This window comes from Streptomyces sp. NPDC002754 (genome assembly GCF_053592315.1).
Map to the genome: position 1 here is coordinate 523,317 of NZ_JBSFVM010000001.1, position 17,214 is coordinate 540,530.

Sequence of the window (17,214 nt, forward strand, 5' to 3'; positions counted from 1 at the left end):
ACGCCCCGACGTCCCCGTCGCCGATCTGCCCGAAGAGCGGTCGACGGGCCCCGACACCGCACCGCCGCACGTCCACGGCGCCGAGGACCACCACCCGGCCGGCCCGCTGTCCGAGCGTGGCGCCCGCGCCCTGCGCATCGGCATCGGCGGCCCGGTCGGCTCCGGCAAGACCGCTCTGGTGGCCGCCCTGTGCCGCACATTGAGCGCGGACGTACGGCTCGCCGTGGTGACCAATGACATCTACACCACTGAGGACGCCGACTTCCTTCTCCGGCACGGCGTACTGCCCGATGAGCGCGTCCGCGCGGTCGCCACCGGCTGCTGTCCGCACACCGCCATCCGCGACGACATCTCCGCCAACCTCGAAGCGATCGACGACCTGGAGAGCAGTCTCGCGCCCCTGGACCTCGTCCTCGTCGAGAGCGGTGGCGACAACCTCACCGCCACCTTCAGCTACGGCCTGATCGACCGTCAGATCTTCGTCGTCGATGTGGCGGGCGGGGACAAGGTGCCCCGCAAAGGCGGTCCCGGCGTCACACGCTCCGATCTCCTCGTCATCAACAAGACCGACCTCGCCCCTCAGGTCCGTGCCGATCTCGACGTGATGGACCGGGATGCCCGCGTACAACGCGGCGACCTCCCTGTCCTGTTCACCTCTCTCACCGACGACCCGGCCGCCACGGCCGTCGCCACCTGGGTACGCGAACTGCTCGGCGTCCCGGTCCGCTGATGCGCGCCGACGCCCGGCTCACGGTGACCGCGAACGGCGCGGACGGTGCGGACGGCGCGGGCCGGGCCACCGGGTGCCGCCCCAGCAGGATCGCGCGGCTGCGATCCGACGGCCCGTTGCTGCTGCGCCCCGCGATCGCCACAGGTCCCACCCCCCTCGGCCGGTGGAACCTGGCCGGGCCCGGTACCGCGCGGGTGTCCAGGGCCGCCGGAACCGGCGGCCCGCTCGGCGGGGACGACCTCCGGCTGCATGTGGACGTCGGCCCCGGCGCGGCCCTCGTCCTGCGGGACGTGTCCGCGACCGTGGCCCTGCCCGGCCCGCACGCCGAGCCCTGCCACGTCACCACGACCATGTCCGTGGGCCGCGACGCAACCCTGGTCTGGCTGCCGGAACCGGTCATCGCCGCCCACCGCTGCGACCACCACTTCGTCACCCGCATCGACCTCGCCCCGGGCGCCCGGCTCCTGGTACGCGAGGAACTGCTGCTCGGCCGGCACGGCGAAACACCCGGCACCGTGCGCCAACGACTGCGCGTCCAGCTCGACGGCCGCCCGCTCCACGACCAGGAACTCGCCCTCGGCCCCGACGTCCCCGGCTGGCACGGACCGGCCGTCACCGGCGGCCGCACTGCCCTCGGCTCCGTCCTCGTCGTCGACCCCCTGTGGGCCCACCGGCCCGATCAGAAACCCGCGGTACACGCAGCGGACGGCGCCGCCCTCTTCCCCCTCTCGGGCCCCGCCGTTCTCGCCGCCGCACTCGCCCCGGACTCGGCCGCGCTGCGCCACCAACTGGACGCCTGTCTGACCCGCCTTGACGCGCTGCCGGTGCATGACGCCGACGCGGCTTCGGTTTCGGCGGCATCCACGTAGATGGGCTGGTCGCTCTGCGTGTTGTGCTCGCCGATCGCGCACAACACGTTCATCACTGGCGTGTGTCCGTGCTCGTACGGATCGTGCAGTGCAGGGTGTCGTTCTGGACGTCGGCGACGATCGTGTCACCCGGTTCGGCCTCGCCTGCGAGCAGCAGGGACGCGATGCGGTTGTCGAGCTCGGTCTGGATGGTGCGGCGCAGCGGACGGGCGCCGAACTCCGGCTGGTGGCCGTGCGCGATGAGCAGCTTCTTGGCGGCCTCGGTGACCTCCAGGTTCAGCCCCTGCGCGTGCACCCGGTGCTCGCTCTGGGCCAGCAGGTGGTCGACGATCTCGCCAAGGTCGTCCTCGGTGAGGCTGTGGAAGACGATGATGTCGTCGATGCGGTTGAGGAACTCCGGCAGGAAGCGGCCCCGCAGCTCCTCCATCAGCTCGTCCTTGAGCTCCGCGGCGTCGCCCCGGTGGGCGAGGATGCGGTGGGCGCCGATGTTCGACGTCATGATGACCACGCAGTGCCGGAAGTCGACGGTGCGGCCCTGGGAGTCGGTGAGCCGGCCGTCGTCGAGGATCTGCAGCAGCGTGTTGAAGATGTCGGGGTGCGCCTTCTCGACCTCGTCGAACAGGACCACGCTGTAGGGCTGGCGGCGCACCTTCTCGGTGAGCTGGCCGGCCTCGTCGTAGCCGACGTAGCCGGGAGGGGCACCGACCAGACGTGCGACGGTGTGCTTCTCCTGGAACTCGCTCATGTCGAAGCGGACCATGCGGCTCTCGTCGCCGAACAGCAACTCCGCGAGGGTCTTGGCGAGTTCGGTCTTGCCGACGCCGGTCGGGCCGAGGAAGAGGAAGGAACCGACGGGACGGTTCGGGTCGCCCATGCCCGCGCGGTTGCGGCGCACCGCCTGCGAGACGGCGGTGACGGCCTCGTCCTGCCCGACGATGCGGGCGTGCATCTCCTCCTCCAGCTTCAGCAGCCGCTCCTTCTCGCCGGCGGTCAGCTGGGCGACGGGAATGCCGGTGCGGCGCGAGACGATGCCGGCGATGTCGTCGGCCGTCACGGAGACCACGCCCTCGCGGCGCTCCTCGATCCCGGCTACCTCGCCCTCGACCTCGGCGATCTGCTTCTTCAGCTCGGAGGCCTTTTCGAAGTCCTCCGAGGCGACGGACTGGTCCTTCTCGCGGGTCAGCTTGGCGATCCGGTCCTCGCGCTCGACGACCTCGGTGGACCGGCTCGCCGTGCGCAGCCGCACCCGGGCGCCCGCCTGGTCCATCAGGTCGATGGCCTTGTCGGGCAGGAAACGGTCGCTGATGTAGCGGTCGGACAGCTCCGCGGCAGCCGCCAACGCGCCGTCGGCGAAACGCACTTGGTGGTGTGCCTCGTACGCGTCGCGCAGCCCCTCCAGGATCTGCACGGTCTCCTCGACAGTGGGCTCCGGGATGAGTACGGGCTGGAAGCGGCGCTCAAGCGCGGCGTCTTTCTCGATGTGCTTGCGGTATTCGTCGATGGTGGTGGCGCCGACGACGTGCAACTCGCCGCGCGCCAGGGCCGGTTTGAGCATGTTGCCCGCGTCCATCGAACCCTCGCCGGTGGCGCCCGCGCCGACGACGGTGTGCAGCTCGTCGATGAACAGGATGATGTCGCCGCCCGCGTTCTGGACGTCTTCGATGACCTTCTTCAGACGTTCCTCGAACTGACCGCGGTACTGCGCCCCCGCCACCATCCCGGACATGTCGAGGGCGACGACCCGCTTGCCCTTGAGGGTGTCGGGCACCTCGCCCGCGACGATGCGCTGCGCGAGGCCCTCGACGATGGCGGTCTTGCCGACTCCGGGCTCACCGATCAGCACCGGGTTGTTCTTGGAGCGCCGCGAGAGGATCTCGACGGTCTGCTCGATCTCCTCGGCCCGGCCGACGACCGGGTCGAGCTTGCCGGCCTTGGCCTCCTCGGTGAGGTCGCGCCCGAACTCGTCGAGCGTCGTGGACGCCCCCGTCGCACCGCTGCCGGCACTGCCGCCGCCGTTGTCCGCCCGGGTCGCCTGCTCCGAGGCGTTCGTCAGCCGGTTCAGGTCGAGGCCCGCCGCGCTCAGCAGCCGCGCGGCCCCCGTCGCCGGGTCGGAGAGCAGGGCGCCGAGGATGTGCTCGGGCCCGATGTAGGAGACGCCGGCCGCCTGCGACTGGGCGTGGGCGGCAGCCAGTGAGCGCTTGGCCGCCGGGGTGAGCCCCGGCTCCGCGGACGGCTGTCCGGCCTCCTGCGGCAAAACCTTGGCGATCTCCTCGGCGAGCCGGTCGGGGTCGACGCCGGCCTGCTCGAGCACCCGGCGCGACGGCTGCACCTTGGTCGTCGCCCACAGCAGGTGTTCGGTGTCCAGGTCGGAGGTGCCGTCCTCGTGCGCCTTCTGCGCGGCCAGGTTCAGCAGTTCCTGGGACGACTCGGTGAGCAGCCGCCCGATGGGCACGCGCTGCACCGCGGGCGGCGAGCTCGCGGGGGACGTACCGAAGAACCGGTTGAACATTTCACTGAAAGGGTCCGAGGGGCCGAACCCGAACGGCGACATCGACATGGTGACTCCAGGTGCGCAATGGGTTCGTCCCAGCCAACCCCTGCCCTTGGGTCCCCGCAAGCTGATCTTTGTCCGGCCGCACAAAGGGCGGGGGCGTGGCGACACCGATCCGTCTAGTGTGCGAGCCATGAGTGCCTGGCTGCCGACATCCGCGGTTCCCCGCCTGGCCGTCTCCGTGGGGATCGGCCTTGTGGCCGCGGTGGCCGTGGGCATTCCGGTCGGCGTACCTCTGGGCATCCTCACCGGCATCGCCGCCGCGGAGCTGGTCTTCGTGGTCACGGGCTGGCTGGTGCTGTGGCCGATGGACGCCGCCGCCACCCGCCGCGAGGCACGGCGTGAGGACTTCGCCCCCGTCACCGAGGAGTTCGCGGTGGTCGGCACCGCGCTGTGCGGGCTCGGAGCCATCGTGGTGCTGCTGTTCCTGCACGGCTCCGGCGCCCGCAACGTCGCGGCGGCGGTCGCGCTGGGCGGGGTGTTCATGGCGTGGGCGGCCCTGCACCTGATGTACGCCGCGCGCTACGCCTACCTGTACTACCAGGACCTCTCGGGCGGCATCGACTTCAACTCCGAGGAACCTCCGGCGTATCGGGACTTCTTCTACTTCAGCTACAACCTCGGCATGACGTACCAGGTGTCCGACACCAACGTCTCCAGCTCGGTGATCCGGTCGGTCGTGCTGCGGCACTCGCTGCTGTCCTACCTCTTCGGCACGAGCCTGCTGGCCACCGTCATCAACCTGGTCGCGGGCATGGTCACGGGCTGACCGGATGTTGCCCGCGGGCCGCGAATGCGGTCGGGGTGAGACCGGTGCGGTCGCGGAAGAAGCGGCCGAAGTTCGCGGGGTCGGTGAAGCCGAGGTGGGCGGCCACGCTCCGGGCGTCCCACTGCGCAGCTCCCAGCAGGCGCCGGGCTTCCAGGAGGCGTCGCTCGTCGATGAGCTCACGCACCCCTTTGCCGGTGGCGTCCCGGGTGGCGCGGCTGAGGGTGCGGACCGAGCAGTCGAGCAACTCGGCGTAGTCCGCGGCTTGGTGCAGCTCGCGGAAGTGCAGCTCCAAGGCGTCCACGAAGCGCCGGTGTCTGTCGGTGCGGCTGGTGCCGGCCGTGGCTGTGCCGATGGGGGCGATGCCCGGGGAGTCGGCCAGGCGCAGCAGCAGTGATTCGAGCAGGCTGCGCCGCAGGGCGTGGTGGATGTCGAGGGGGCGGCGCCCCAACGCGCGTTGTTCGTCCAGGAGTTGGAGTGCCGTTTGCCGGAGCCAGGCGGCGTCGTCGGGGTGCGGGCTGAGCACCGCGGGGGCCTCGTGCGCGGTGATCGGGGCCAGGAGTCGGGCGAGGTCGGGCCGCAGTACGTCCGGTTCGAACAGGATGAACGGGCCGCGGGCCGCGCCGGGCGGATGCCAGCGCTGCGCGTGCCCGGGACGCACCCACAGCCACTGGCCGGGGGCGACGGTCCGCGTGATGTGGTCGACGTCGTGCCGCAGCTCACCCTCGGTGACCGCGATGAGGTAGTGGAAGGTGGCACGGCCCGGACGGGGCGGGTTCCACGGCCAGTCCTCGTGCTCGGCGAAGAGGTCCTCGACGGTGCTCACCTCGAGGCCGTAGGGAGTACCGACCGGGGGCTGGAATCCGTACAGCGGAATCGTGGGCGGTCCGGCCTGGCCGTGGGGTTCGAAGTGTCGCTTGTCGACCATCATGTGTCCGCAGCCTACTGCCCTCTTTGTCTGCTTCGGCGGAAGAATGGGAGGCGCCCCCCCCGTCATCACCTGAGAAGGCTCGCTACCCATGAACGGATCGACCCTGCACAAGGTCGCCGCCGACTACGCCGAGGAACTCCCCGGAGCCCAACTTGAGCACCCCTTCGGCCCCGACTGGAGGTTTACAAGGTGCGCGGCAAGGTGTTCATGCTGATGACCGAAGTTCCGGGGCGGCCCGTCGTGATCCTCAAGGCGGACCCCGGTGAGTCCCATGCCCTGCGGGAGTGGTACAGCCACATCACCCCCGGTTACCACATGAACAAGAAGTACTGGATCACTGTGGAGGGCGGAGAGGGTGTCGATGAGGTGCTCGTCAGGGAGGTCGTGGCCGACTCCTACCGGCTCGGCGTCGCCCACCTGCCCAGGGCCGAGCGGCCTGTCGACCCGCACACCTACGGCACCCGCACGCGGGTGTCCCGGTGAGCGCGGCCGGTGAACGTCTCCAGGACACCGCCCGCCGGGTGGCCCTGGCCCTCCCCGACGTCAGTCACGGCTACCCCTTCACTCCGGCACTCGACGTGTACAAGGTTGCGGGCAAGGTGTTCCTGATCGTGACCGACGACCCGGCCGAACAGATCATCACGGTCAAGTGCGAGCCCGAACTCGCCCGCACGAAAGCGCGCCACCATGCCTCGATCACACCGGGCCGCTACCTCGACAAGCGCCACTGGATCTCACTGGGGCCCGGCCCCGGGATCACGAAGCGGCTGATCACCGAAGCGGTCGAGGACTCCTACGACCTGGTCGTCGATCGGCTGCCGCTGGCCCGGTAGGCCTCGGCGCGGCCACCGGCGCCTGCTCCGCAAGCTCCGGTGGGGCACGAACCGTCAGTGGATGGCGATGCAGTCGGGGTTGGGGACGGGCGCGGACGCGCCCGTGTCGGTGAGGTGTCCCGAACCCGGGTGCACACGGAAGAGGTTGACTGTGCCGCTCGCCTTGTTCGCGACGAACAGCCAACGCCCGCCGGGGTGCAGCGTGAAGCTCCACGGCGTGACGCCGCCGCAGGGCAGGCGCTGTACCTCGGTGAGCAGGCCGGTCCTGGGGTCGGCCGAGAAGGCGACCAGCGCGTTGTCGCCGCGGTTGGAGACGTAGACGTGGCGTCCGTCGCGGCTGATGGCCAGTTCGGCTGCGCTGGTGGTGCTGGTGTGTCCCGGCGCGTTCGTGGTCAGGCGTTGGCGGGGTGTCAGAGCTCCCGTTCCGGGGTCCCAGGACAGGGACTCGATGTCCGCGGTCAGTTCGTTGAGGACGTAGGCCGTGCGGCCCCGGGGGTGGAAGGCCAGCCGTCGCGGCCCCGAACCCGGCTGCGTGGCATAGGAGTTGGTGACCGCGGACATGTGGCGCGTGTGCGGGTCGTACGCGCGGACGAAGACGCGGTCGGCGCCGAAGTCCGACACCAAGGCGTACCGGTGGCTCGGGTCGATGACGACGTGGTGCACATGCGGGCCCGCCTGGCGGGGGTTGGGGCCGGAGCCCGTGTCCTGGACGCGGGAGGCCACGGGGCCGAGCCGGCCGGCCCCGTCGATCGGCAGAGTCACGGCGGAGCCCGTCGCGAAGTCGGCGACCAGCAGAGTTGCCGCGTCGGGCGTTGGAGCGAGGTAGGAGAGGCCGCCGCTGCCGGTCGGCACGGTCTCGGTCGAGGTCTCGGCGAGCTGATCCAGCGCTCCGGTGGTGGTGTCGATGCGGAAGGTCCGGATGACACCACCCTGTTCGCTGCCCGCGACGTACAGGACGGGGCGGTGTGGGTGTGTGGCCACCCAGTTGGAAGTGACCGCTGCGACCTTGCCGAGGGGTGTCATCGCGCCGCGCTCGGGGTCGAAGCGGATCGCGTGCACCTCCGGCTGCCCCCAGGTGCCGACGTAGAGCAGGTCGGTGGGCGTTCGGCGGGCGGTCGCGTGTGCGGCCGTGGACGGCAGGAGTGCCGCGCTCGCCGCCGACGCCGTGAGCGCGGTCAGGACGGATCTGCGAGCGGGGCGCCGGGGTGTGGTGCCGGCGTCCCGTGGGATGTGCGGGTGTCTGCTCATCGGGGAGGTCCCGTCGAAGGTGGGTGTGATCGGTTCACTTCTTGGGCTGCGGCCTGTTGCGGCGGGGCGCGAGGCCGAGACACTTGAGGGCGTACGTGTCGAGCGCGCTGAGGACGCCGTTGAGGGCGAGGGTCAGCGCCACGAGGACGATCAGGCCCGCGAACTCGTTGGGAGCGTCGAGGTTCTGCGCGGCGGTGAACAGTTCGTGGCCGACGCCCTCGGAGGAGGCGATGAACTCACCGCCGATGACACCCAGGATGGCCAGCGGCCCGCCCGTCTTGAGCGCGGCGAAGAACGGCGCGGCGAGCGTCGGGATCGTGACATAGCCCAGGACGTGGTGCCTGCGCCCGCCCATCACCTGGACGACCTCGACGAGTTCACGCTCCCGCTGCCGAAGGCCCAGATAGATGTTGTAGAAGACGACGAAGGCGACGCCGGTCATGGCGATGGTGATCTTCGACCAGGATCCGATGCCGAAGAACAGCAGGAACAGCGGCGCGAGCGCGATCTTCGGGATGCCGTTGAGGGCCGCGACCAGGGGTTCAAGGACCCGTCCCAGGAGCGGGAAGGAGCCGAGGACGAGCCCCATCACCGTGCCCGCGGCGACACCGAGGCCGAAGCCCGCGAGGACCTCGATGGCGGTGACCCTGATGTTGGTCCAGCCGGATGCCGAGCCGAGCATCTTGGTGAGAGCCTCGAACACGTCGGTGGGCTTGCTGACCGCGTACTCGGGCAGAACGGTGCCGCTCATCCACTGCCACAGGACGAGGGCGACCACGATCACGAGGATGCGCAGCCCGATGACGGCGGGTGTGCCTCGCCAGCGGTCGGACGTCTTCGGGGCGCGTGGTGCCGCCGTGTCGGCAGCGGGTACGGCCTTGTCGGTGACGGTTGCCATGGTCTGCTCCCTTCCGGGTGATTGAGGCCGTGTCACGGCAGGTACTTGTTGGTCCAGTCACTGGATGACACCGACGCGTCCGCGACCGCGCCGATGCCGTCCTTCACGAAGGCGACGGTCTTCTTCCAGCCGGCGGCGTCCATCTTGGCGCTCGCCGGCCAGTCCACCTGCTCGACGGAGGCGCTCAGCACGTCGTCGGGCACGCCGGGCAGTGTCTTGCGCGCCGCCGCCAGTACCTTCTTGTCGCTGGACTTGTGCGAGTCGAGGTAGGCGGTCGCCTGGTGGACGGCGGTCGCGAAGCCCTTCACGGTGGAGGGGTCGCTCTTCGCGAAGCTCTTCTGCGCCACGACGGCCTGGCCGTACCCGGCATCGTCGAAGGCCCACTGGGGAACCTTCTCCGGGTCGGCGACGACGACACCGTCCCCGTCGTGCTGGACCTGGAGCGGGATGGGTTCGGACGTGATGAACCAGTCGACCTCGCCCTTGGTGAGTGCCGCCTTGTCCGCGGCCGGGTTCGGCAGCGACACCCACTTCATCTGGCTCGTCTTCACACCGTTGGCCTTGAGGAACAGCCCCGCCTCGGCCTTGGTGTTGGCGGAGCTGGCGCCGGCGGTGGAGCCGGCCAGCGCCTTGGCGACCTGCTTCCCCGGAGTGTTCGAGGTCAGGTGGTGCTTCTTCGCGAAGTCGGAACTGACCACGATGCCCAGGGGGTTGCCGCCGCCGTTCGTCGCGACCGACACCTCCGGAAGACCCTTGGAGAGCGCGGCCAGGAAGCTGGTCGGGCTGGCGTTGAGGAACTGCACCGAACCCGACTGGAGCCCTGAAGTGCCCGTCGAGGCGTTCAGGGTCACGTACTTGATTTTGATGTGTTGCTTGGCGAAGTAGCCGTTCTCCTCGGCCACGCGGATGGACAGATCGAAGATGTTGCCGCTCACACCCACCGAGACGGTCTTCATGCCGTCCGAGTCGACCGACGCCGCGCCCTGACCTCCGCAGCCGGTCAGCAGAGCGGCGCCGAGTATCGCGGTGGAGGTAAGAGCCAGCGTGCGCGAGCTTGTGCGGTAACGCATGGGAACTCCCTTGTTCACCAAGCTTGTTGGGTTTCGAAGAAACGGAGCCAGAAGCGGGTGTGCTCCGGGTCCGCGACGTTGATGGGTCGAAAGTGCTCGCCGATCTCCATGACGGAGCCGACGTCCTTCGAGAAGGGCTGCCAGCGGGGGAGACCCGCGCCGTTGGGGTCTCCGGTGGCGACGAAGTTCGTCCAGTAGCCGGAGACGGTCCGGGCGATCTCGTGATCCTCCTCGGTCCACGAGCCGGTGCCGCCCGCGGGGTTGCCGAAGACGTAGTCGATCTCGGAACCGTGGCAGGCCCCGCGCGGTCCGGAACCCTCCGCCTTCGAGCGGTGGGTCCAGAAGTAGGTGTGCAGGGACCGTGCGCTGTGCCGGGCCCAGTCGACACCCCAGAGGTACGTCGAGAGGCGGGAGTTGTCGCGGGCCGCCCGGCTGCTGGCCTCGGCCGCCTCGTCGTCCGTCGTCGCCGGGTACAGGCGCAGGAACTCCTCAGCGAGCGCGCCGAACTTCCGCTGTGCGGCGGCCCGGTGCTGCTCCAGTGTCACCTGGACCGGAGGGGACCCGGGCCGGGTGGTGCGACGGCCGGTGCGCAGCGCGTCGACCAGGTTCCGAGGGACCGCCCCTGCCTCGTCGAGGTTGTTCCCGGCGAGGTAGTCGATGTCGTTCTGCAGGCCCTGGGCGTACGTCTCGTGGTATCCGGCGGGGATCGCCCAGCCGTCCACGACGGGACGCAGCATCGGCGGTCCCGCGGCGCCGCCGGTCTCGACGCTGGTGTCGATCGGGTCGTGCCCGTCGATCAGCTTGTGCCAGTCCAGTGCTCGCAGCTCCCGGACAGTGCGGGCGCCGTGCACCCGCAGGTACTGGCTGCCCGCGCTCTCCGCGTCGGCCCGCAGGCGGTAGGACGTCGACAGGTAGCGGAGCTCGGGGTCGCGGCAGTACCGGGCGTGGCTCTGCGCGATGGCCCGGTGGAACAGGCCCTTGGCGAGCGGGGACATGGCGAGGAAGTTGACCAGGCCGGCCCCCGCGGACTGGCCCGCGATGGTGACCCGGTCGGGGTCACCGCCGAAGCCCGCGATGTTGTCGCGCACCCAGCGCAGCGCGGCCACACAGTCGAGGAGCCCGTAGTTGCCCGACGAGCCGTGCTCCGACTCGGCCCCGAGCTCGGGTGCGGCGAGGAAACCGAAGGCGCCCAGGCGGTAGTTGAACGTGACGACGAGCACGCCCTGGCCGGCCAGGTTCTCGCCGTCGTAGCGCGGCTGCGCGCCCGTGCCCTCGCGGAAGCCGCCACCGTAGATCCAGACCAGGACCGGCCGTCGTTCCTCGCGCGAGGGCGCGCCCGTCCAGATGTTCAGGCTCAGGCAGTCCTCGCTCATCGGCACGTCGACACCGGTCGCCGCCGCCTCGTTCGGTGCCTGCGGGCACATGGGTCCGAACCGGTCGGCCCGCCGCACCCCCTCCCAGCGCCGCGGGGGCCGCGGCGGCCGCCAGCGCAGATCGCCGACGGGCGGCGCCGCGTAGGGGATGCCGCGGAAGACGGTGACGGAGCGATCCCGGCACGGGATGCCCTCGACGGGGCCCGCCTCGGTGTCCGCGATGGCACGGGTCATTGGGTCCTTTCCGCCCCGGCCGCTCGTCAACCGACGTGCGCGGCAGGGGACGTGTCGAGCAGCAGCGCCCTGCGGGCGGAGCCGACGTGATGGCGCATCGCGGCGGACGCCGCGGCGGGGTTGCGGGTGACGACGGCCAGGTAGATGGCCCGGTGCTCCTCGAGGGAGCCGGAGCGCGGGTGCCGCGCCGACAGATTGCGGTACTGGCGCATCACCAGCGGGTACAGCAGCGTGTCGTAGGCGCGCGCCAACGTGCCCTGGTGCGAGGCCAGTTTCAGCTGCTGGTGGAAGCGGCGGTTGCAGCGCGAGTAGGCGTCCTGGTCGCCGCGGGACTGCCGCTCCTCCATGTCCTGGAGCGTGCGCCCCAGTTCCTCCACCTCTTCGGCGGTGGCCTGCTCCGCGGCCTTGCCGGCCAGCGCGGACTCCAGGATCTCGCGGGCCTCCAGAATGTCCGCCGCCTCCTCGACGGAGAAACTCCTGGTGCGCACCCCGCGGTTGACCTCCCCGGTCACATAGCCCTCGTGCGTCAGGCGGGCCAGGGCGGTGCGCATGGTGCTCCGGGACACGTCGAACATTCGCGTGAGGTCCGCCTCGGTCAGCCGTGTGTCCGGCGGGATGCTCCCCGACAGCAGCAGGGAGCGCAGCCCGTCGTAGGCGTGGCTGTAGCGGGTGGCGACTGAAGGCGTGGCAGGCATGACGGGTCAGCTCCCGGAGCTGCCGAGGGAGGCGTACAGGCGCCGGGCGGTGCCCGCGAAGATCTCCTGCCGGTCCTGCTCCGGCAGCCCCGCGAGGACCTGCTGGGCGAGGGTGAGGAGCTCGGGCAGCGACTGTTCGGCGGCCGGGCAGTTCGACCCCCAGGCGATCCGCCCCGCCCCGAACGCCCCGACGACCGGGCCGAGGAAGTCGGCCGCCTGCTCCCCGGCGTCCTGAAGCCGCTCCAGGTTGCGGTGGGTCAGCTTGAGGTGCAGGCCCGGGTGCACGGCCAGTTCCGCCACCTCGGCGCCCGCCTTGGCCGGGGACGCGGCGATGTCGGGGTAGCCGATGTGGTCGAGGAGGACCGTGACACCGGGGAAGCGGCCCAGAAGTTCCTTCAGCTGCTCGGTTGCGGGGCCGAGCCGCATCTGGAGACACACCGGCAGCTTCAGCTCGGCGGCCTGCTCCCAGAAGGGGTACGCCTCCGGGGCGGCGAACCACTCGCCCTGCGTCGGCACCGTGCTGCCGCTGGTGAAAAGCCGCACCCCGGACAGGCCGCCCTCGCCGACCGCGGCCTTGAGCGAGTCGGCGGCGTCGGGGCGCAGCGGGTCGACGGTGCCGACGGCGACGAAGCGCTCCGGCCACCGGCGGGTGCTGTCGAGGACGTACGAGTTGTCGTAGCCGTAGTTGGTGGTGGCCTGAACGAGGACGGCCTGGTCGATGCCGGTCGCGTCCATCCGGTCGACCATGCCCTCGGCGGTCACTGGTCGGGTGGCGGCCCACGTCGACTGCTTGCCCCCGAGCGGTGCTTGGGGGTAGGCGGTCGGGTCCTCGGAGATGATGTGGCAGTGTGCGTCGACGACGTCCATGCGGGGTGCTCTCTCTGTCTGTATGGGCAGGCTCGTGGAGGGAAGGGCTCAGGCGGCCGGGTACTCGCCCGCCGCGAACAGCGAGCCCGCGTCGGTGGGGAAGTCCGCGTCGAGCAGCCCCTGGTCCTTCGCGAACCGCGCCATGGCGTTCAGGCTGCGCTCGTTGGCTGTGACGCCGTACGGGACGGGGTCGGCGCCGATCGCGCGGCCCTGGCGGGCCAGGCGCGGTACCGCCGCCCACTCGGGCTGCGCGGCGAGGTGGCGGCGCTTGCTCTCCGCGAACGCCGCGTACAGCTTGGTGGGCAGGTCGGGGTCGCGCTCCACGAGTTCGGAGCGCACCGAGATCAGCGAGTGCAGCGGGTAGATCCCGGTGCGCAGGTAGTGGTCCACCGCGATCGCGCCGGCCTCGGGGAAGAGCGGGTACGGTCCTTCGTCGCTGGTGGGCTCCGGGTCGGCCGCCGCCGTCCACCCGGCCCTCGGAGAACCGGCCCGGCCGGTCCCGGCGTTGCCGGTCAGCGCCGCGTCGATCTCCCCGGCGCGCAGCAGCTCGCCCAGCGAACGGCCGTCGGTGACCCGCTCGACATTGGCCGGGACACGGCCCTCGATGTGGTCGTCGTCGTCCACCACCCACGTGATCGTGTCGATGTCGACCCCGTACTCCTCACGCAGCACACCACGCACCCACACACCGGTGCTCACCGAGTAGGCGCGCACGCCGATGCGGCGTCCTTCCAGGTCCTTCGGCACGCGGATACCGGAGTTGGCCGCGCACTGGACGTCACCGTGGTGGAAGCGCCGGTTGAGGAAGACCGGCACCGCGGTCAGCGGGATGCCCTCCTGGCGTGCCATCAGGTAGGAGACCGGGGCGAGTTCGCACACGTCGAACTCCAGGTCCCGGATCATCCGCCGGTACGCGCCGATGACCGGCTTGACCTCCACCGGGTCGACCCGGTACCCGTCGATTTCGACGTCGCCGTCCAGCAGTGCCTGCCCGTGCGGGTAGTCACCGAAGACCGTCGTGATCTTTTCCATTGCTGTCCATCTCCAAGTTCATGAGTACGTAGGGCAGTTCGCGGGGGTGTCAGCCGCCCAGGCGCTCCGGTGACACACCAAGCGCCGTGCAGGTGCGCTCGACGAGCTCGTCGTAGTCGACCGCCCGCTCGATCACGCCCTGCTCCAGCGCGTACGCCGCGGCCTTGGTGAACGCGCCGCGCAGCGCCTCGAAGCCCACGGGGTGCAGGGGCACGGGGCCCGGCTTCTCCGCGTCGGTGAGGACCGAGCGCATCGCGTCGTACGCGGCGAGGATCGCGGCGGAGTGCTCCGCCGCGGCCGACGCGGACACACCGACGACGTGGTTGACCGGGATGAACCCCCGGTCCCGCGACCACTGTTCGGCGACCTCGTGCGCGCCGTCGATCGCGGTGCGGATGCGGTCGTCGGCGGGGAGGCCGTTGCCCATGATCCCGAAGTCGAGGCGGCCCTCCAGGAAGTCCGCCTGCAGCTTGGCCCCCTCCGGCGCCTGCCGCACCCAGGACGGGTCGTCGGCGCCGTCGACATGGCTGCCCTCGTACGTCGTCCAGTGCGCCTTGCCCAGGTCGACGCCGTACTGCTCGCTGAGGAAACCGCGCATCCACACACCGGTGGTCTGGCTCCAGGAGCGGACGCCCACGCTGTGCCCCTCCACGTCGGCGGCGGACAGCTTGCCGAGGGTCACAAGCGTCTGGTGCTGGTGGCGCCCCAGAGTGGTGACCGGCAGCAGCAGCACCGGCTTCCCGTGGGCGACGGCCTGCAGCACCGTCGCGATCGCGATCTCGCACAGGTCGGCGGCCGACTCGTTCACGAAGCCACGGGAGGCCTTGTGCACGGGACTGATGTCGAGCCGCTCCGGCTCCGTGCCTGATTCACGGACCGCCGAGATCGCGGCCGCCGCGAGGTCGTCACGGCCGAGCACCAACTTCATGTCTTACTCCTTCTGGGCAGGATCAGAGCGGCGGTTCAGGCCGCCTGATCCGGGTTCGCGGTCCGCGGTGTGTGGTGACGTTCGTGGTGGCGGCGCAGCAGATCGGCGCCGTAGTCACCTGCGTTGGGGGTGCGGACGATGGTGTGGATGTGTCGGCGCGACGGATAGTCGTTGCCGAAGAGCACGCCCGGCATGTGCTCGAACTCGACGAGGATCACGGGGCTGTGCAGGCGGTAGTAGAAGGTGCCGTCGGGGTTCCCGGCCCACGCGAAGTGGGTGTCGCCCTCGTGCGCCAGGACCTCCTCCATGCGCACCCGCGCGTGGTGGTCGCCGGCCCGGTTCACGTACAGGCCGAGGAGGCGCAGCGCGGTGTCCCGCTGGCCGGTGGACATCCGACTCAGCGGCAGCCCGGCGTAGTTGAGCTCGAAGTTGTCGCGGAAGGCCCCGACGAACAGCTCTGCCGGCAGGGTGTCCGCGATGACGGCGTGCTCGCGCTGCCGGGGGTCGAGGTCGGTGAACAGCTCCTGGCCGAGGGCCTCCTCGCCACGGAAGGCGACCGTTCCGGCGTACTTCCCGGAACCGGCGGCCACGGGTTCGGCGCCGAGGAAGGAAGGGGTGAGGACCATCTGGTCGCCGACGAAGACGCAGTTGACGTTGACGTGGTGACCGTCGAGCTGCCAGCCCCACGGGCCGCCGTTCTCGGGCTCCCCGTAGACGGAGAACCAGTACAGCCACTCGTTGAGCCCGTGCGTGTTGTCGCTCATCTCGCCGATGGTCAGATTGAGACGCATCAGGTCGACCATCTGCCCGTAGCCGTCCGCGCTGAGGCTCTCCCGGATGACGGACATGGCCGACTGGCGCCGGGCGTCGTCGAGTTCCTCCAGGCAGACGCCGTGGCGCAGGAAGTAGCGTGCGCCGTTGTTCCAGTGCCGCCAGCTCACGTCGTCCATGGGGAAGCGGCCCTCGGCGCGCTGCTTCTGGGTCAGACCCGCCAGGTAGTCCTCGGCGGCCCGGTACACCTTGCGGACGTCGGCGCCCGTGCTCCGCAGCGGGAAGAGTCCCGGCCGGATGCCGGCCGACGTACCCACGCCGCGGAACGGCTCGTTCGCGGCCTTCACCCGCCAGGCGACCTTTTCGAGCAGATCAGGTGTCCAGACGTCGGGCTCGCGGGTGGGCGCGTTGCCCCGCTTGCGCAGTGCCACCATCGCCGCTCCTCCTTTCGATGCTTGTCGACGGGTGCGCCGCCCGGCGGCACACCCGTGTCGATCGCCTCCTCACTGGCTGAGGAAGGCCGCCTTCTCCTCGATGGCCGCCACGTCCACCGGCTCGCCGATGAGGCCCTGCTCCAGGGCGTACTGGCCGGCGATCTCCAGGCAGGCGGCGAGCGAATCGCTCCAGCCGGCCCGCACCGCGCGCCCGGCGGGTGAGTCGTCTCGTTCTCCCGCGGTAGACGTGATCGCCTCCTCCAGTGCCCGGTACACGGCCCGTACGTCCTCCTGCCGGGCGCGCAGGACGTCGTCGCGCACCACCAGGAGGTGGTTGGCCGGGATCGTCCCGTGACGTTCGATCCAGGCCTGTCCTGCGGCCTCCGCGTCCTTGACCAAGGTGACAAGTCCCTTGCCCTGCCCGCCGATTGCCTTCGGGCCGAGCACTGCCGCCGATACGTCTCCGGCGTGCAGCAGGTCCGCGACCCGCTTCTGGTCGGAGCGTTCTACGTACGACGGATTGGTGTACTGGGAGACATGGACGTCCTCGGTGGTCACCCACGTGACGTCGGAGGACTTGACGCCGTACTCCTCCTGCAGCCAGCCGCGCACCCACAGCCCGGTGGTCTGGCCGTACGAGCGCACGCCCACCCGCCGGCCCACGAGGTCGCGCGGGCCGAGGTCGGCGCCGTCGGGCAGCCGGGTGAGGGAGCGGTGGTGGGTGCTGCCCACCAGCACCACGGGCAGCAGGGTCACCGGGACACCCGCGTCGCGGGCCTGGAGGTAGGTGGCCATCGGCATCTCGCAGATGTCGTAGGCCAGTTCACGGACCATCCGGGCGAAGGCCGGCGGCAGTGGGCTGAACTCGGGGTAGTGGCACTCCACTCCGTCGACGGGGACGGTGCCGTCCTTCAGTGGACGGGTGTGGGAGTGATTGCCGAGCACCACGCTCAGAGGTGTCTCGGGGGAAGGTGTCTCGCGCAT

General features: G+C 70.6%; 16 protein-coding genes and 1 pseudogene. 5 read left to right on the plus strand and 12 right to left on the minus strand.

What is annotated here, in order from left to right; genetic code table 11:
* Positions 1-25 precede the first annotated feature (25 nt).
* Together ureG and ACWD2L_RS02595 are read left to right on the plus strand one after the other, a co-directional pair.
* Positions 26-730, plus strand: a complete 705-nt coding sequence (gene ureG, locus ACWD2L_RS02590) for an urease accessory protein UreG (RefSeq protein ID WP_451187720.1) — start codon at positions 26-28, stop codon at positions 728-730.
* Complete coding sequence (locus tag ACWD2L_RS02595; RefSeq protein ID WP_351331302.1) at positions 730-1,599, plus strand: urease accessory protein UreD; 870 nt, start codon at positions 730-732, stop codon at positions 1,597-1,599. Before ureG ends, ACWD2L_RS02595 begins: the two co-directional genes overlap by 1 nt.
* A 52-nt stretch (positions 1,600-1,651) precedes the next feature.
* On the opposite strand, the gene ACWD2L_RS02600 is transcribed toward ACWD2L_RS02595, so the two are convergent.
* Entirely contained in the window at positions 1,652-4,156 is a 2,505-nt protein-coding gene (locus ACWD2L_RS02600) for an ATP-dependent Clp protease ATP-binding subunit (RefSeq protein ID WP_351331303.1), read from the minus strand.
* Positions 4,157-4,283: 127 nt separating this feature from the next.
* Here ACWD2L_RS02600 and ACWD2L_RS02605 point away from each other — a divergent pair, with 127 nt between their 5' ends.
* Positions 4,284-4,919, plus strand: a complete 636-nt coding sequence (locus tag ACWD2L_RS02605) for a DUF1345 domain-containing protein (protein WP_351331304.1) — start codon at positions 4,284-4,286, stop codon at positions 4,917-4,919.
* Here ACWD2L_RS02605 and ACWD2L_RS02610 read toward each other — a convergent pair.
* Positions 4,909-5,847, minus strand: coding sequence for a helix-turn-helix domain-containing protein (locus tag ACWD2L_RS02610; protein WP_351331305.1), 939 nt, complete (start codon positions 5,845-5,847; stop codon positions 4,909-4,911). The two genes, ACWD2L_RS02605 and ACWD2L_RS02610, sit on opposite strands and share 11 nt — an antisense overlap.
* Before the next feature lie 88 nt (positions 5,848-5,935).
* On the opposite strand from ACWD2L_RS02610, the pseudogene ACWD2L_RS02615 reads away from it, so the two are divergent.
* Together ACWD2L_RS02615 and ACWD2L_RS02620 are read left to right on the plus strand one after the other, a co-directional pair.
* A pseudogene (locus ACWD2L_RS02615) lies at positions 5,936-6,330 on the plus strand (MmcQ/YjbR family DNA-binding protein).
* Entirely contained in the window at positions 6,327-6,680 is a 354-nt protein-coding gene (locus tag ACWD2L_RS02620) for an MmcQ/YjbR family DNA-binding protein (RefSeq protein ID WP_351331306.1), read from the plus strand. The pseudogene ACWD2L_RS02615 and the gene ACWD2L_RS02620 overlap by 4 nt, the downstream one beginning before the upstream one ends.
* A gap of 54 nt (positions 6,681-6,734) precedes the next feature.
* Here ACWD2L_RS02620 and ACWD2L_RS02625 read toward each other — a convergent pair whose 3' ends face one another.
* From ACWD2L_RS02625 to ACWD2L_RS02670, 10 genes are all read right to left on the minus strand, one after another.
* The gene (locus ACWD2L_RS02625; protein ID WP_351331307.1) at positions 6,735-7,928 is read right to left on the minus strand and encodes a lactonase family protein; all 1,194 of its coding nucleotides are present in this window, start codon (positions 7,926-7,928) and stop codon (positions 6,735-6,737) included.
* A 34-nt stretch (positions 7,929-7,962) separates the two neighbouring features.
* A complete protein-coding gene (locus tag ACWD2L_RS02630) occupies positions 7,963-8,826 on the minus strand; it encodes an ABC transporter permease (RefSeq protein WP_351331308.1) in 864 nt (287 codons plus the stop codon).
* Between the two features lie 32 nt (positions 8,827-8,858).
* Positions 8,859-9,896, minus strand: coding sequence for an ABC transporter substrate-binding protein (locus ACWD2L_RS02635; protein ID WP_351331309.1), 1,038 nt, complete (start codon positions 9,894-9,896; stop codon positions 8,859-8,861).
* 14 nt (positions 9,897-9,910) lie between these two features.
* Positions 9,911-11,503 (minus strand): carboxylesterase/lipase family protein, encoded by a 1,593-nt coding sequence (locus tag ACWD2L_RS02640; protein WP_351331310.1) that lies wholly within the window; start codon positions 11,501-11,503, stop codon positions 9,911-9,913.
* 26 nt (positions 11,504-11,529) lie between these two features.
* Positions 11,530-12,198 carry a GntR family transcriptional regulator gene (locus ACWD2L_RS02645; protein ID WP_351331311.1) on the minus strand — a complete coding sequence of 223 codons (669 nt, stop codon included), beginning with the start codon at positions 12,196-12,198 and terminating at the stop codon, positions 11,530-11,532.
* Positions 12,199-12,204: 6 nt separating this feature from the next.
* The gene (locus tag ACWD2L_RS02650) at positions 12,205-13,065 is read right to left on the minus strand and encodes an amidohydrolase family protein (protein ID WP_351331312.1); all 861 of its coding nucleotides are present in this window, start codon (positions 13,063-13,065) and stop codon (positions 12,205-12,207) included.
* Positions 13,066-13,113: 48 nt separating this feature from the next.
* The gene (locus ACWD2L_RS02655) at positions 13,114-14,097 is read right to left on the minus strand and encodes an ABC transporter substrate-binding protein (protein ID WP_351331313.1); all 984 of its coding nucleotides are present in this window, start codon (positions 14,095-14,097) and stop codon (positions 13,114-13,116) included.
* A gap of 49 nt (positions 14,098-14,146) precedes the next feature.
* Positions 14,147-15,025, minus strand: coding sequence for a hypothetical protein (locus tag ACWD2L_RS02660; RefSeq protein ID WP_351331314.1), 879 nt, complete (start codon positions 15,023-15,025; stop codon positions 14,147-14,149).
* Positions 15,026-15,060: 35 nt separating this feature from the next.
* Positions 15,061-16,230 (minus strand): DUF3500 domain-containing protein, encoded by a 1,170-nt coding sequence (locus tag ACWD2L_RS02665; protein WP_351331315.1) that lies wholly within the window; start codon positions 16,228-16,230, stop codon positions 15,061-15,063.
* Positions 16,231-16,299: 69 nt separating this feature from the next.
* On the minus strand, positions 16,300-17,214 hold the full coding sequence (locus ACWD2L_RS02670; protein WP_351331316.1) for a substrate-binding domain-containing protein: 915 nt from the start codon (positions 17,212-17,214) through the stop codon (positions 16,300-16,302).